Source organism: Janibacter sp. CX7, assembly GCF_024362365.1.
Classification (GTDB): domain Bacteria; phylum Actinomycetota; class Actinomycetes; order Actinomycetales; family Dermatophilaceae; genus Janibacter.
Window position 1 is genome coordinate 2,383,990 of sequence record NZ_CP101464.1, and the last position, 14,925, is coordinate 2,398,914.

General features: G+C 71.7%; 12 protein-coding genes. 7 read left to right on the plus strand and 5 right to left on the minus strand.

Going from position 1 to position 14,925, the window contains the following annotated elements:
- Positions 1–2: 2 nt before the first annotated feature.
- Positions 3–1,046: a glycosyltransferase family 1 protein gene (locus NMQ01_RS11700; protein ID WP_255184103.1), complete on the plus strand. Its 1,044-nt coding sequence runs from the start codon at positions 3–5 to the stop codon at positions 1,044–1,046.
- A gap of 7 nt (positions 1,047–1,053) precedes the next feature.
- On the opposite strand, the gene NMQ01_RS11705 is transcribed toward NMQ01_RS11700, so the two are convergent.
- Both NMQ01_RS11705 and NMQ01_RS11710 read right to left on the minus strand, forming a co-directional pair.
- A complete protein-coding gene (locus NMQ01_RS11705) occupies positions 1,054–2,022 on the minus strand; it encodes a UDP-glucuronic acid decarboxylase family protein (RefSeq protein ID WP_255184104.1) in 969 nt (322 codons plus the stop codon).
- 57 nt (positions 2,023–2,079) lie between these two features.
- Positions 2,080–2,727, minus strand: coding sequence for a phosphatase PAP2 family protein (locus NMQ01_RS11710; RefSeq protein ID WP_255184105.1), 648 nt, complete (start codon positions 2,725–2,727; stop codon positions 2,080–2,082).
- 135 nt (positions 2,728–2,862) lie between these two features.
- On the opposite strand from NMQ01_RS11710, the gene NMQ01_RS11715 reads away from it, so the two are divergent.
- Entirely contained in the window at positions 2,863–3,621 is a 759-nt protein-coding gene (locus NMQ01_RS11715) for a hypothetical protein (protein WP_255184106.1), read from the plus strand.
- A gap of 95 nt (positions 3,622–3,716) precedes the next feature.
- Here the strand turns inward: NMQ01_RS11715 and NMQ01_RS11720 are convergent, their stop codons facing one another.
- On the minus strand, positions 3,717–5,141 hold the full coding sequence (locus tag NMQ01_RS11720) for a polysaccharide biosynthesis tyrosine autokinase (protein WP_255184107.1): 1,425 nt from the start codon (positions 5,139–5,141) through the stop codon (positions 3,717–3,719).
- Between the two features lie 98 nt (positions 5,142–5,239).
- On the opposite strand from NMQ01_RS11720, the gene NMQ01_RS11725 reads away from it, so the two are divergent.
- The 5 genes from NMQ01_RS11725 to NMQ01_RS11745 are packed head-to-tail and all read left to right on the plus strand — an operon-like array spanning position 5,240 to position 12,990.
- The gene (locus NMQ01_RS11725; RefSeq protein ID WP_255184108.1) at positions 5,240–7,204 is read left to right on the plus strand and encodes a glycosyltransferase; all 1,965 of its coding nucleotides are present in this window, start codon (positions 5,240–5,242) and stop codon (positions 7,202–7,204) included.
- Positions 7,201–8,520: an O-antigen ligase gene (locus NMQ01_RS11730; RefSeq protein WP_255184109.1), complete on the plus strand. Its 1,320-nt coding sequence runs from the start codon at positions 7,201–7,203 to the stop codon at positions 8,518–8,520. The genes NMQ01_RS11725 and NMQ01_RS11730 overlap by 4 nt, the downstream gene beginning before the upstream one ends.
- Positions 8,517–9,659, plus strand: coding sequence for a glycosyltransferase family 4 protein (locus NMQ01_RS11735; protein WP_255184110.1), 1,143 nt, complete (start codon positions 8,517–8,519; stop codon positions 9,657–9,659). Before NMQ01_RS11730 ends, NMQ01_RS11735 begins: the two co-directional genes overlap by 4 nt.
- On the plus strand, positions 9,656–12,712 hold the full coding sequence (locus NMQ01_RS11740) for a glycosyltransferase (RefSeq protein WP_255184111.1): 3,057 nt from the start codon (positions 9,656–9,658) through the stop codon (positions 12,710–12,712). Before NMQ01_RS11735 ends, NMQ01_RS11740 begins: the two co-directional genes overlap by 4 nt.
- The gene (locus tag NMQ01_RS11745; protein WP_255184112.1) at positions 12,709–12,990 is read left to right on the plus strand and encodes a PqqD family protein; all 282 of its coding nucleotides are present in this window, start codon (positions 12,709–12,711) and stop codon (positions 12,988–12,990) included. Before NMQ01_RS11740 ends, NMQ01_RS11745 begins: the two co-directional genes overlap by 4 nt.
- A 28-nt stretch (positions 12,991–13,018) precedes the next feature.
- Here NMQ01_RS11745 and NMQ01_RS11750 read toward each other — a convergent pair whose 3' ends face one another.
- Together NMQ01_RS11750 and NMQ01_RS11755 are read right to left on the minus strand one after the other, a co-directional pair.
- Positions 13,019–14,482 (minus strand): sugar transferase, encoded by a 1,464-nt coding sequence (locus NMQ01_RS11750; protein ID WP_255184113.1) that lies wholly within the window; start codon positions 14,480–14,482, stop codon positions 13,019–13,021.
- A gap of 1 nt (position 14,483) precedes the next feature.
- Entirely contained in the window at positions 14,484–14,717 is a 234-nt protein-coding gene (locus NMQ01_RS11755; RefSeq protein WP_255184114.1) for a hypothetical protein, read from the minus strand.
- Positions 14,718–14,925 lie beyond the last annotated feature (208 nt).

Consider the following 14,925-nt stretch of genomic DNA (forward strand, 5'->3'; position numbering starts at 1 on the left):
CCGTGCCGCACCTCACCGTTGCCCGCGTCGCCGCCGAGTCCCTCCTCGGGACCGGGGTCTACGAGCGTCAGGTGTCTGCTCGGGCCGCCGACGCGCTGCCCGACCACTGGACCACCGACGAGGTCCGGGTGCGGTCACTGCGCTCACCTCTCGAGGGGACTCACCGGCTCCCGCTGTCTCGCGTCGCCACCGCGCCACGGGTCGTCCGCTCGATCGTGGGCCGCACGATCTACCCCCGCGACGCGGTCGTCCACCGGATGCGTCTGGAGCTGCCGCCGGGCCCTCGTGACGTCATCACCCTCCACGACGTCGTGGCGTGGAAGTTCGGCGACGAGTCCGCCCCCGTGGCCGCTGCCGTCGAGGAGATCCGGCGCGCCGCAGCCGTGGTCTGCGTGTCCGCGTTCAGCGCCGGCGAGGCCGTCGACCTCCTTGGCATCGACACACCCCACGTCATCCACCACGGCGTCGACACGCGGTTCATCGACGCCCAGGCAGCCAGCAGGGCCGAGCTCCGGGACCTGGGCATCACCACCCCCTTCGTCCTGACAACCGGCGGCGCCTCCGAGCGCAAGAACCTCGCCGGACTCGCCGGGGCCTGGGCCGACGTCGCCAAAGCTCGCCCCGACCTGTCCCTCGTCCTGACCGGCCCGCCCCACCCGCGGCGGACGTCTCTCTTCGCGGGGCTTCCCCGAGTGGTGCTCGCCGGCCTTGTCGACGACGCTGTCGTCCCCGGGCTCATGGCGGCTGCCGAGGCCGTCGTCGTTCCATCCCTCTACGAGGGCTTCGGCTTCCCTGCTCTCGAGGGCATGGCCGCCGGGACGCTGGTCGTCGCGGCCCGCACCAGCTCACTCCCCGAGGTCGTCGGCGACGGAGCGCTCCTCGTCGATCCCACCCCCGACGGCATCGCGCAGGGGATCGTGGACGCCACGTCGGACGATCCGGAGACGCACCGCCTGGCTGCCCGCGGTCGGGAGCGAGCCAGCGAATTCACCTGGGAGCGGAGCCTGCGCGCCCACGCCCAGGTCTGGGCCTCGGTCGCCGGCTGACCGACCCTCAGACCTTCGCCGACTCCGTGAAATGCGCGATCGTCCGCTCCAGCCCCTCACGCAGGCGGGTCCGCGGCTCCCACCCGAGAACCGACTGAGCCTGGCCGATGTCGGGGCGGCGACGTGTCGGGTCGTCCTGGGGCAGGGGCCGGTGCTCGATCTGCGAGCTGCTGCCGGTGAGCTCGAGGACGAGCTCGGCGAGCTCGATCATCGTGAACTCGACGGGGTTGCCGATGTTGATCGGCCCGGTGACCTCGTGCGGCGTCGCCATGAGCGCCATGAGCCCGTCGACGAGGTCGTCGACGAAGCAGAAGGAGCGGGTCTGGCTGCCGTCGCCGTAGATGGTCAGCGGCTCACCGGCGAGGGCCTGGACGATGAAGTTGGAGACCACCCGGCCGTCGTCCGGCTGCATGCGCGGGCCATAGGTGTTGAAGATGCGCGCGACCTTGATCGCGAGGTCGTGCTGGCGGCGGTAGTCGAAGAAGAGCGTCTCCGCACAGCGCTTGCCCTCGTCGTAGCAGGAGCGGATGCCGATGGGGTTGACGTTGCCCCAGTAGTCCTCGGTCTGCGGGTGCACCTGCGGGTCGCCGTAGACCTCCGAGGTCGACGACAGCAGGATCTTCGCCTTGGTCCGCTTGGCCAGACCGAGCATGTTGATCGAGCCGTGGACGCTCGTCTTCGTCGTCTGGACGGGGTCACGCTGGTAGAAGATCGGGCTCGCCGGGCAGGCGAGGTGGTAGATCTCGTCGACCTCGACGTAGAGGGGGAAGGTCACGTCGTGCCGCATGACCTCGAGGCTCGGGTGGTCGAGCAGGTGCGTGAGGTTGCGCCGGGTGCTCGAGTAGTAGTTGTCGACGACGAGCACCTCGTGCCCCTGGCCGAGGAGCCGCTCGGTGATGTGCGAGCCGATGAAGCCGGCTCCTCCGGTCACCATGACCCGCTTGGGCACCATCGCCTCCACCAGTCCTGCAGTCACTGCGTCTCCTTGTCCGTGGCTCCCCCGTGTGCGGCAGAGCGCCGTCGACGTTCCGGGTCAGCGTATCCGTCTGCCCCCTTCCGGCCGGGTGGAGACGGGAGTGCCCTCGGGCACCTCCGGCGTGGGCACGGCCAGAACCGCGCACGCGACGGCTCCGACGAGCAGGACCGAGGCCACGACGTCGCTCGGCCGGTGCGCGTACCCGAAGACGCTGCCGACGCAGGCCACCCACACGAGAGCCGTGCCCACCAGCGCCAGCCAGCCGGGGCGATGGGTGGGCCACATGATGAGCACGGCCACCACGCAGGCCGCCACGAGGGCCACATGCGTCGAAGGGAGCGTGTTGGCGTCGTAGGAGTAGCCGTGGTCGGGTCGTGGCAGCACGACCCGCAGGCCGCGGGCGAGGGCGACGCCCAGGACGACGACGGCGACCGCTCGGCCGACCTGCATCCACCGACGCACCATCAGGGCCCACACCCCGACACCCGCGACGACGGCCAGCCCCACAGCCGGCACGACCCGCCGGCCGAGTGTTGGCAGGATCGGCCGCAGCGGGGCGAAGGGGAGGTCCTGGGCGAGGCCGAAGACCTCGTCGTCCAGCCACTGGCCCGGCACGGTGAGCACGGCCGTCACGTAGACGAGGACCAGCCCGACGACGCACCCCGCGGCAAGCCTCCCCGGGCGCTGCACGACCCCCTCGTCCACGACGTCGCTCCCCTGCGTACCGGTCCCTGGAATCCAACCGTCAGCATATTGCCAATATCACAGGTTCATCAGTAAGGTTTTGGTCAACGTGCGGGGGAGGTCCAACTCCGGCACTTCACACTGAGGGGAACGTCCATGACCGAGGCAACGAGCAAGCCCATCTCGCGCAGGACGGTGGCCAAGGGCGCCGCCTGGACCGCGCCGGTGATCCTCGGCGGTGTCGCCGCACCTGCCTACGCAGCCTCGGGTGGCAAGCCGACCATCGTCCCGGGGTCCGCCTGCAAGCAGCCCGGCAACAGCTGCGACTCCGGCTCCAAGCCCTATGGCATCAACAAGGGCTACGTCATGAAGTTCACCATCACCAACACCAGCGCCAAGGACATCTGGCTCTACACGGGTGGGACCTACCCCAACTACGGCCCGCAGATCACCAACACCGCGGGCCTGCCGCTCGTCTACTCCGGTGGCCGGATCGGCGGCACCTACTACGCGCCGGGCACGCACATCCCGGTGCCCGCCGGCGGCACCGTCATCTTCCTCCTCGGGGTCAGCGGGCAGGACGACAGCGCCAACCTCGTCTTCGACCTCACCGTCCGCTTCCAGTGGGGCCACACCGCGAACCCCGCGGGCGACCGCGACCACGTCAGCGACCCGCTGGTCTCGACCATCCACATCGACGGCACCATCCCCTGCGACAACTGCAACCCGCCCGCCGACCCGGCTGCGGCCAAGGCGGCCGCCGCCAAGGAAGAGGCGGCCAAGAGCTCCTCCTCGAGCTCGACGTCCTCCTCGTCCACGTCGACGTCGGCCAAGAAGACCGCCACCGCACCGACGCCCATAGAGACCACCTCGCCCACTGCGGAGCCGGCCCCCACGTCGACCACCGCACCGTGACCGACTGACGCCACGCACGAAGGGCGCCACCCGAGAGACTCTCTCGGGTGGCGCCCTTCGTCGTCCGGCGGCGTGGTGACCGGCGCTACGGCCCGTCAGGAACGAGAGCCGGCCCGCTGGCGCGACTTCGCCCGCGACTTGACCTGCTCGCGCCGTGCGCTGCGCCGGTCCTTGGTGACCTGCTCCTCGTAGGAGTGGTAGCCGTAGCGGTAGTCGCTGCCCTTGCTCACGACGAAGTTGCGCGCGAAGCCGGACACGTGGGCACCGACGGTGCCCAGCTGCTTGAGCGCCGCGGTGAGGTCTTTCTTCTTCGTCCGGTCGACACCGACGACCATGAGCAGGCCGCCGGTGAGGCGCTCGATGACGACCGCGTCGATGACCGGCACGACCGGCGGTGAGTCGATGAGCACGAAGTCGTACTCCTGCACCAGGCGCGTGAGCAGTGCCTCCATCGGCGCGGAGCCGAGGAGCTCGCTCGGGTTGGGCGGGATCGCGCCTGCGGGCAGCACGTCCATGCCCGCGCTGCCCCAGGTCTGGATGACGTCGTGGACGTCGGCATCGCCGAGGAGCACGGTCGTCAGGCCGACGCTGCCCTCCATGCCGAGGGTCTTGGCGACCGACGGGTTGCGCAGGTCGGCGTCGACGAGCAGGGTGCGGCGGCCCGAGTCGGCCATCGCGAGCGCGAGGTTGACCGCCGTCGTCGTCTTGCCCTCGCCGGGCACCGCCGAGGTGACGACGAAGGAGTGCCGGCCGGTCGTGACGTCGACGAACATCAGGTTGGTGCGCAGGCGGCGCACGGCCTCGGCGTGCCGCCCGTGGGGGTCCTCCTCGACGCTGATCAGGCCGCGCTTGGACCCGCGGCTCTCGAGGGGCAGCCCCGCGAGCATCGGCGCGTCCGAGTGCGCCCGGATGTCCTCCTCCCCACGGACCTTGGTGTCGAGGGCGTGGCGGATGAAGGCGAGCCCCAGGCCGAGGACGAGCCCGGCGAGCAGGCCGAGGCCGATGTTGCGCACGGGGTCCGGGGAGACGGGTCGCGAGGGCGCGGTCGCCGGCTGGATCGGCGTCGAGACGACCTTCTGCCCCGACGACTTCAGCAGGGTGGAGAACTCGCCGGCGACCTTGCCGAGCTGCGGGCCGACCTCGTTGGCCACGTCCGCAGCCTCCTCCCCGTCGGAGGCGCGCGCGGTGATGTTGAGGATCGACGTCGAGCCGGAGGTCTGGGCGCTCACCTGGATGGGGTGGCCGGGCTCGAGGCCGAGCTCCCTGCGCAGCGGGCCGAGGACCGCCGGGGTGTCGAGGATCGAGACATAGGTGTCGAGGTCCTCGGAGGTGAGGACGAAGACACTGCCGTTGGAGCTCCCGCTCGTGCGCTCGGCGCTCATGTAGATCCGCGCCTGTGCCTCGTAGACGGGGGTGGTCGTGAGGGTCACCGCGACCGCCGCGGCCACGGCGAGCACGACACACGCGACGATGAGCCGCCACCGCTGCCTGATGACGCCCAACAACTCGCTGAACTGCACTGTCGACTCCTGACCCGCCGGCGGACGACGTACCCCCTCGGTGCGCCGAAGGTAAGGTCCGATGTGACGTCCCCCACCCGCTGCGAGGAGTGTATAAGGTGCGCGTCCTGCGGATCTCCCACAGCGGTGTCGTGGATGCCTGGCGTGAGCGCGAGCGGGTCACGCGCCGCCTCGGCCACGAGGTCACGTCGGTCACGGCGCAGGTCTGGGACGAAGGGGGGCGCGACGTCCCCCTCGAGCCCCGTCCGGGCGAGGACGTGGTCGGTGTGCGCACCTTGGGCCGTCACCCCGCCCTCTTCGTCTACGACCCCCTCCCCCTGTGGCGGCTGCTCGGGCAGGACTGGGACGTGCTCGACCTGCACGAGGAGCCCTTCGCCCTCGCCACGGCCGAGGTGCTGCTGCTGCGGGCCCTGAGGCGGTCCCGCGCGCCCTACTGCCTCTACTCGGCGCAGAACATCGACAAGCGCTACCCGATCCCCTTCCGCTGGCTGGAGCGCTGGTCGCTGCGCCACGCCGCCGCGGTGAGCGCATGCAACGCGCAGGCGGCCGAGATCGTCACCCGCAAGGGGCTCGGCGGTCGTGCCGTCGTCATCGGCCTGGGCATCGACCCCGAGACCTTCTCCCCCGGACCGGCGCGACCCCCTTCGCCCACCGGAACCATCCGGGTCGGCTACGCCGGGCGGCTCGCGGCCCACAAGGGCGTTGACGTGCTGCTCGAGGCGGCCGCTGCCGACCCGCGGCTGCACGTGGCGATCGCGGGCGCGGGTCCCCAGGAGGAGGACCTGCGCCGACGGGCGGGGGCCCCCGACCTGGCGGGCCGTGTCGAGCTGCTCGGCCCGGTCGACAAGGCGGCGCTGCCCGACTTCTACCGCGGGCTCGATGTCCTCGCGGTGCCCTCGCTGACGACCCCGGGCTGGATCGAGCAGTTCGGCCGGGTGGTTGTCGAGGCGATGGCCTGCGGCACCCCGGTGGTCGCCAGCGACAGCGGCGCCCTGCCCGACGTGGTGCGCGGCGCCGGCCTGCTCGTCCCGCCCGGCGACCCGGCCGCCCTGGCCGAGGCGCTCGGACGTGCTGGCACCGACCCCGACCTGTCGGCCACAATGCGCTCGGAGGGGATCGCGCGAGCGCGCGAATTCGACTGGGACGTGATCGGGGGGGACTACGTGGAGCTGTACGAGGACATGGCGGCGCGCGGTCCTGACACGCCCACCGGCCCCCCGGAGGTCGTCGTCGTCGCCTACCACCGGCCCGACCTCGTGCGCGAGAGCCTCACCCAGATCGCGCACCTGCCCGTCACGGTCGTCGACAACTCGTCCGACCCCGAGGTTCGCGCGGTCTGCGAGGACGTGGGCGTGCGCTACCTCGACCCGGGCCGCAACGGTGGCTTCGCAGCCGGCGTCAACCGCGCCCTCGCTGACCGTGCCGTGCCCGGAGCGGACGTGCTCCTGCTCAACCCGGATGCGGTGATCGACGAGGCCGGCATCCGCGAGCTGCACACCGCCCTTCGCGCCGACCCGCGGCTGGCCAGTGTCGGCCCGCGACAGGTCGACGGCGAGGGCCATCCCGGCCGCGTCGCCTGGCCCTTCCCGACGCCGTGGGGTGCGGTCGTCGAGGCCGTCGGCCTGGGCCGGCTGCGGCGGGCCGAGGACTTCGTCATCGGGTCCGTCCTGCTCCTGCGGGCCGAGGCACTGGAGCAGGTCGGTGGCCTCGACGAGTCCTTCTTCCTCTACGCCGAGGAGACCGACTGGGCGAGACGTGCCGCCGACCTCGGGTGGCGCCACGCGCTCGTGCCCACCGTCACCGCCCAGCACCTCGGCGGCGCCACGAGCTCCGACTCGACGCTGCGTGAGACCTACTTCCACGCCTCGCAGGAGCGCTACCACCGCAAGCACTTCGGTGCGTCCGGCTGGGCGGTCACGCGCGCGGCGGTCATCGTCGGCTCGGCCATCCGCTGGCTCGTGCTGCGTGGCCAGCGGGGCCACGACGCCAAGGCGCGGCTCGTGCGCTACGTGCGCGGCCCCCTTCGCCTGGAGCAGTCCGTCCGCCGAGAGCGTGCGTCGTGACCTCCGTACCGGGTCGCCTCGGACGTGGCCTGCCGGTCGTGCTCCTCTACGCAGCGCTGGCGGCCCTTGCCCTCCTCGTCGGAGCGGCGGCCGTGCGCCAGCCCGTGCCCGCCCTGGTCGTCGCCGTCGCCGTGCTCGCCATCGGGCTCAGCGCCCTCCGCCCGATGGTGATCCCGCTGCTGGTCCTGCCCACGCTGCTGGTGGTGGCGCGGCTCGACCTGGGCGGGGTCGACCTGTCCGTGTCCGACGCCGCCCTGGCCGCCGCGGTCCTGCCCGCCGCTCTCCTCGGGGTTCGCCCCTACTCCCCGTCGATGCGCAACCTCATGTGGTTGACCGTGGTCTACCAGGCCAGCACCCTCTTCACGGTCATCGCCAACGCCTACGCCGCCAATCTCGTCGAGTGGGTGCACGCCTGGTTCCTCACCGGCGGAGCCCTCGTCGTCGGATGGGGTGTGGGGCGCGCAGGGTGGGCTCGAACCGCCATGGCGCTCGTCGCGACCGTCGCCAGCCTGATCGGCCTGGCGGTCGTCGTCCAGTTCGTCATCAACGTCGGACAGGGGTCCTTCGAGGCCGTCTACGTGCAGTGGCCCTACCCCATGCACAAGAACTTCACGGGCACGACCCTCGGCATCGTCGCAGCCGTGGCCTTCGCCGCTCCCCCGTGGCTCATCCCGCGGCGGGCCATCGCCACGGCTCTCTTCTGGTGGTGCACCCTCGCGGTGCTGCTCAGCCAGTCCGGTCAGGCCATCATCGCCCTGGCCGTCGCGGTCGGTGTCATCGTCGTGCGCTCCGGCCAGGCACGACGTCGATCGAAGCTGATCCTGCTCGCCGCAGTGCCCGCGGTCTGGGTCGTCATCTCGCTCGCGCGCAGCGAGCTGGCAAGCGGCAACGTCCACAACTCGACGAGCCAGCGGCTCACCTGGTTTGCGGAGTCCTGGGACCTGTGGTTGAGCAGCCCCATCACGGGCATAGGTCTGCGCTGGTGGTACACCGACCGCGCCCCCGAGCGGTTCCAACCGCCCAATGCCGAGCTGGAGGTCCTCACCTCGGCGGGCCTGCTCGGTCTCGCCGGCTTCATCGTCCTCATGGTCGGGACCCTCGTCATCCTCTGGCGCGTGGAGCCGCTCTACGGCACCGTCGCCTTCGTCGCGGTCCTCAGCCGCTTCGTCCAGGGCCAGTTCGACCTCTTCTGGGTGGCCGTCCAGATCTCCCTCGCCTTCGCCGTCGTCGGGATCTGCCTGGGCGCCAAGGCGTCGGCGGACGCGGAATCCGCCCCACGCGGATCTCTCGTGGGAGAGGACGCACCGGCCGCATGAAGACCATCATCCAGATCGCTCCTGTCATCGAGGAGGGCAGCGGAGTCGCTGCCGTGGCAGCCAACCTCGAGCGGGAGTGGCAGCAGCTCGGCATCGCCACCGAGCGCTTCACGATGACCGAGGCGCACGGGGGCTGGATCCCGACCCCGAAGGGCGGGCTCGCAGCCAAGGTCGCCCACATCGTGCACGTCGTCTGGTTTTCCCTCGTCGGCGCGCTCATGGCCCGCCGAGCGCTCGCCGGCCGCGAGGACGTCGTCACCATCTGCCACAACGACGCGCTCGTGGGCGATGTCTACGTCAACCACGGCATCGTCCACGCGGCCATGGAGGCTCGCGGAGCGAGGTGGTGGCGCACAGTGCGCAACCCGGTGCACCTCTTCACCGGCGCGCGCGACACCCTCCGTTACGGCAGTCGCCACATCCACGCAGCCGTGGTCAACCTCGTCGCTGCCGACGATCGCGACCTGCGCCGGTTCTACCCTCGCGTCATCCCGCCGACCACCATCATCGGCAACGGAGTCGACACCGACCGCTTCACTCCCGCGAACCCCGACGCCAGGGCTCGCGCACGAGCCGACATGGGCCTGACCGACGACGACCTGGCGATCGTCTTCATCGGCCACGAGTACGAGCGCAAGGGCCTGCCCGCACTCCTCGACGCGGTCGCCGCTGGGCCCGATCACTGGCACCTCGTCGTCGTCGGTGGCACGCCCGACATGGTGCGCCGGCTGCGCGACTCGCAGCACGGGCGGGCCCTGGGGCCACGGCTGCACACCGTGGGATCGACACCCGACCCGAGACCGCATCTGGCCGCCGGAGACGTCCTGGCCTTCCCGAGCGCCTACGAGTCCTACGGGCTCGTCGTCCTCGAGGCGCTGGCCTGCGGGCTGCCCGTCGTGGCCACGGCCACGGGGTGCGTCCCGGACGTCGTCACGTCGGGTGTCAACGGCTTCGTCGTCGAGGCCGACCCACGCTCCATCCGCTCGGCGCTGCACGACGCAGACACCGCCGACCGGACGGCGATGTCGCGGGCCGCCCGCAGCACCGCCTTGGAGCACACGTGGAGCGACGTCGCACGCGCGTACCTCGAGCTCTTCGACCGGGTGCGCCCCGTCCCCGGGGGTTGGGCGTCACGATGAGGATCGTCCACGCCATCAGATCCGACGGGTTCGCCGGCGTCGAGACGCATGTCGCCAGACTGGCCGCCGCCCAGCGAGACCAGGGGCACCAGGTTGCGGTCATCGGAGGGGACCCCTCGCGGATGACTGCAGCGGTCGGCCGGGAGGACGTCCCGGTGTATCCCGCGCGGACGACTCTCGACGTGGTCCGCCATCTGCGCCGTCTCGTCGACGGACCGGCGCCCATGGTCATCCACACGCACATGACCGCCGCCGAGGCCGCCGCCGTCGCGAGCGTACCGCTGCGGCACGAGGTGCCGCTCGTCACCACGCGGCACTTCGCCGCGACGCGGGGCGCGACCCTGCTCGGACGGATCGCGTCCGCGGCCATCTCCCAACGCGTGACAGCACAGGTTGCGGTCAGCGAGTACATCGCCGGAGCCATCGACCTCGACGCGACCGTGGTGCTGCCAGGCGTCGCTGACCGCCCCGACCTGACCCCACCGTCGGAACGCGAACGCACGGCCCTCGTCGCGCAGCGCCTGGAGCCCGAGAAGAGCACCGACGTCGCGTTCGCCGCGTTCGCCGAGTCGGGGCTGGCCGCGCAGGGGTGGCGTCTCGCCGTCGCCGGCGACGGGTCGGAGCGTGCAGCCCTCGGTCGGCTCGCGCACCAATTGGGGATCGCAGGTGCCGTTGACTTCCTCGGGCATCGCCACGACGTCCCCGAGCTCATGGCGAGAGCGGCCGTCCTGCTCGCGCCCTGCCCGATCGAGGGCATCGGCCTCACCGTGATCGAGGCCATGGCCGCCGGTCTTCCGGTCATCGCCACCGCCGCCGGGGGGCACCTGGAAAGCGTCGGCGGTGCCGCTGATCCCGCGCTCTTCGACGCCGGCGACGCGACAGCAGCCGGTCGGTTGTTGTCGGAGCTGGCGCACGACCCGGCACGCCTCGACGCGTACGGCACCCGGCTGCGGGATCGGCAGCGCGAGGTCTTCACCGTGACCGCCCAGGCACGGGCCACGGACGCGGTCTACCGGCACGCAATGGCACCGACGGGCTCTCTCGCCGACATGCACGCCGCGCCGGACCGCCACCTCGTCGTCATCTCCCTCGAGCCGTGGGACCGGGTGTGGCGGCGCAACCAACACCTGGTCCACGGCCTCCTGCAGCAGGACCCCGACCTGCGTGTCCTCTTCGTCGAGCCCGGCCGGGACCCGCTGCACACGGCTCGTCTCGGTGGCCGCCCGGCACCGGGTCGCGGCCTGCGTCGTGGACCTCACCTGCCCGGCATCGATCCCGACGCGCTCTGGCTGCTCGAGCCGACCAAGCTGCTCCCCCGCCGCGTCGACCCCGGGCAGGACGACCGGTGGGCAGGTCAGGTCGCCGACACGGCACGACAGCTCGGCATGCCCGCACCCACGCTCTGGGTCAACGACCCCCGTGGCGCACTCGTCATGGACCGGACCGGGTGGCCGACCCTCTACGACATCACCGACGACTGGCTGCTCGCCGACCGTGACACCGCGACGTCGGTGCGGCTGGCCGCCCAGGAGGCCGCTCTCATGAAGGGCGCCCGCGAGGTCGTCGTCTGCTCCACGGGTTTGGTCGCCTCGAAGTCCGCCCAGCGCGAGGTCACCCTCGTGCCCAATGCCGTCGACCTCGCCGCGACCACCCGGCCGACCGCCCGCCCCGACGACCTCCCCGACGGCCCGGTCGCGCTCTACCTCGGCACACTCCACTCCGACCGTCTCGACGTCGCCCTCTGCGAGAGCACCGCCCGGGACCTCGAGGGCACCGGGCACCTCGTGCTCGTGGGACCCGACGCCCTGACCAGCGACGAGGGTGACCGACTCGATGCTGCCGGAGTCGTGCGCCTGGGCGCCAAGGACCGCCGCGTGGTGCCCGCCTACCTCCAGCACGCCGACGTGCTCGTCGTGCCGCACGTCGTCGACGGATTCACCGACAGCCTCGACCCGATCAAGCTCTACGAGTACCGCGCCGTCGGCCGACCCGTCGTGAGCACCCCGGTCGCAGGGTTCCGCGAGGCCGCCGGCGAGCGCTGCCGGGTCGTCCCCGCCGAGGACTTCGCCGCTGAGGTCGCTCGCTGGCTGCCGGCGAGCGACTCCTTCCCCCACGGCGCCGATCCCGACGTGCCGACGTGGGCGGACCGGGTGAACGAGATGGCTGACGTCATCGGCCGTGTCTCCGGCCACGACGAAGCAGGGCAGGCCCAGGTCCCGATCGACATCCGCACGCTCTTCGGCCATGCCGCCATCCAGAGGGTTGCCGACCTGCACGACCTCGACGTGCTCCACATCAAGGGCGACGCGCTCGACCCAGCACTCACCCACCCCGACCGACTCGCCACCGACGCCGACGTGCTCGTGCGCCCCGACCACGTCGACGCGCTGGTGGCGGCCTGCATCGCGGCCGGCTACCGGCCCGAGGGGCGATTCGCGACGAGCTCCCCCTTCGAGCACTCGCAGACCCTGTGGCACGAGCAGTGGGGCTATCTCGACGTGCACCGTCACTACCCCGGCATCGGCCTGCCGGCGCACGAGGCCTTCGACCTGCTGTGGGCCGAGCGCGGGTCGCGCACGTTGGCCGCGGTGGAGTGCCCGGTCCCCTCCCTCGCCGCCCAGGCCGCGGTGCTCGTCATGCACGCCGGCCGCAACCCCCACGGGGGTCAGGTCGCTGCCGACGTCGAGCACGTCTGGCACCGGGTGGACGCGGCGCGTCAGCGGGAGATCCTCGACGAGGTCGACCGGCTGCACGCCCAGATCGCCTTCGCCGCGGGGACCGGCGACCTCGACGCGCTGCCGCCCTCTGCGGAAAAGGAGCTCTGGCGAGCCGTCACCCACCACGGCCGCCTGCGTGAGTGGCGTGCCCGCATCGCTGCTGCGCCCAGTCGGCGCCAGCGCCTCCAGCTGCTGCTGCGTGCGCCTCTGGTCAACACCGACCACCTCGCCAAGCAGCTGGGTCACCGCCCCTCCCGCCGAGAGGTCGCCGTGGCCTTCGTCGACCGGTCGCGCCGGGGTCTGCTCGAGATGTGGCGACGGGGAGGTGCCCAGTGATCGCCGGGGTCGACTACGCCGTGAGCCCGGGCATCGCCTGGACCGAGGCACGCGATGTGTGGGGGCTGCCCGTGGTCTACGCCGCGCCGGTACCGGCCGGACCGATCTCGGTGCTGCCGGACATGTCGGCACTCATCTGGCTGGCTGTCGCGGAGGGCGCACCCGACGTCGTCGGCGAGGTCGCCCACGTCACCTCGCACCCGCAGGAGGAGGTGCGCGACGACATCGAGGCCTTCGTCGCGGAGCTCGTCGAGCGCGGCCTGGTCCGCCGGATCTGAGGTCCACCAGCACGGTCCCGCCGGGTCCTCAGTAGGCCCCGTCCTTGGAGATCACCGCGTGGAGGGTGCGCCACAGGATGATGAGGTCCTGCGCCACCGACCAGTTCTCCACGTAGTAGAGGTCGAAGCGCACCGACTCCTCCCACGTGAGGTCGCTGCGGCCGTTGATCTGCCACAGGCCGGTCATGCCCGGCTTGACGAGCAGGCGGCGACCGACGTCGCCCTCGTAGCGGGCGACCTCCGAGGGCAGCGGCGGGCGGGGGCCGACGAGGCTCATCTTGCCGGCGAGCACGTCGAAGAGCTGCGGCAGCTCGTCGATGGAGTAGCGGCGGATGAAGCGGCCGATCGACGTGATCCGGGGGTCGTCCTGGCGCTTGAAGAGCACTCCGCGGTCGATCTCGGCGGCGGTGCGCTGCCGCACGTCCTCGAGGCGCTGCTCGGCGTCGACCGTCATCGAGCGAAACTTCGTCATCCGGAAGGTCTCGCCGTGCAGGCCGACCCGCTCCTGCCGGAAGAAGACCGGGCCGCCGTCGGACAGCTTGACCAGGACCGCGACGACGAGCAGCAGGGGCGAGAAGAGGAGCATCAGCAGCAGGGCACCGATCCAGTCGATCGTCGACTTGAGCACCAGCCGCGGGCCGGAGAAGGTCGGCGCCTCGACGTGCAGCAGCGGCAGACCGGCGACCGGGCGGGTGAGCACGCGCGGACCGGCGATCTCGGTGAGCCCCGGCGAGACGACGAGCTCGATGCCACTGCCCTCGAGCGCCCAGCCGAGGCGCCGCAGGCCACCGGTGCCCAGGGCGTGCGCATCGGCGCAGGCGACGACGTCGACCCCGAGCTCGATGGCGACGCGCGCCCCCTCGCGCTCGGTGCCGAGCACCGGGACCTCGGCGACCTCGTCAGCGCTCGACCCGGTGCACACGCCGATGACGCGGTAGCCGGCCTCGGGCACGCTGGCGAAGCTGTCGACGAGATGACGCACCGTCGCGACGTCACCGACGACGAGGACGTCGTGACTGAGGTCGCCCTGGACCCGGCGGTGCCCCAGCCAGGTGCGCCAGACCCTGCGGGACACCCAGAGCCCGATGATCCCTGCCGGCAGGGCGAGCAGGATGTAGCCGCGCGCCACCTGGACCTGGAGGGCGAAGGCGAGCATCGCGACGAGGGCGAAGACCTGCAGCGAGGCCGTCGTGACGAGGCGGTACTCGGCCGCCCCGTGCCCGAGGATGTGCACCTCGTAGGCACCGTGGAAGCGCAGCGCCAGCCACCAGAGCGCGACGAGCGCGAGGCTGAACCACGTGTAGCTGATCGAGAAGCTGTCGGCGCTCGCCGCGACGTCCGGGCGACCATCGACACCGAAACGCACCACCTGGGCCCCGAAGGTCGCCCACATGATGACGAGCAGGTCGCTGACCGCGAGGAGGATCTGCAGCGGCCGCAGGGCCGCCCGACCAGCGCCGACGTCCGTGGTCAGACGCGCCAGGCCGGCCACCTCAACCCCGCGGGTGGGTCAGGGACGCGGCGACCGGACCATCGGCCAGTCGGATCGCCTCGGCCATCCGTCCCCGGGACACACTCCCTTCGACGGGTCGCCGCCTCAGCTCCTCGAGCCGGGCGGACGGATCGGTGGTGCGCGGCTGCTGCGCGGCGTGCCGCCGCGAGTGGCGCAGGGCCGCTGCGCTCACCCCGTAGGCCACGACCGGTATCGATGCCCACCCCAGCAACATGAAGGTCTCCACGTGCACTGACTCGCCTCCCCAGCGAAGTGTCGAGGGGCGGTGGTTCCGCCCCGGGATCGTGGACCTCCCCGGCCACGATCTCGAAAAGGGACATTACCGTTCGCTTACCATTCTTGCCATACCTTGACCAAAATCCTTTTCGTGGCCGCGGTCACGTGCCGCAGATCGTGCGTCGGAGCGCTCGCACGCGTCGACC

Excerpts from the sequence above, each read along its gene's own strand:
- NMQ01_RS11715 (WP_255184106.1), top strand. The coding sequence starts at position 2,863 with ATGACCGAGGCAACGAGCAAGCCCATCTCGCGCAGGACGGTGGCCAAG.
- NMQ01_RS11735 (WP_255184110.1), top strand. The coding sequence starts at position 8,517 with ATGAAGACCATCATCCAGATCGCTCCTGTCATCGAGGAGGGCAGCGGA.
- NMQ01_RS11755 (WP_255184114.1), bottom strand. The coding sequence starts at position 14,717 with ATGTTGCTGGGGTGGGCATCGATACCGGTCGTGGCCTACGGGGTGAGC.
- NMQ01_RS11740 (WP_255184111.1), top strand. The coding sequence starts at position 9,656 with ATGAGGATCGTCCACGCCATCAGATCCGACGGGTTCGCCGGCGTCGAG.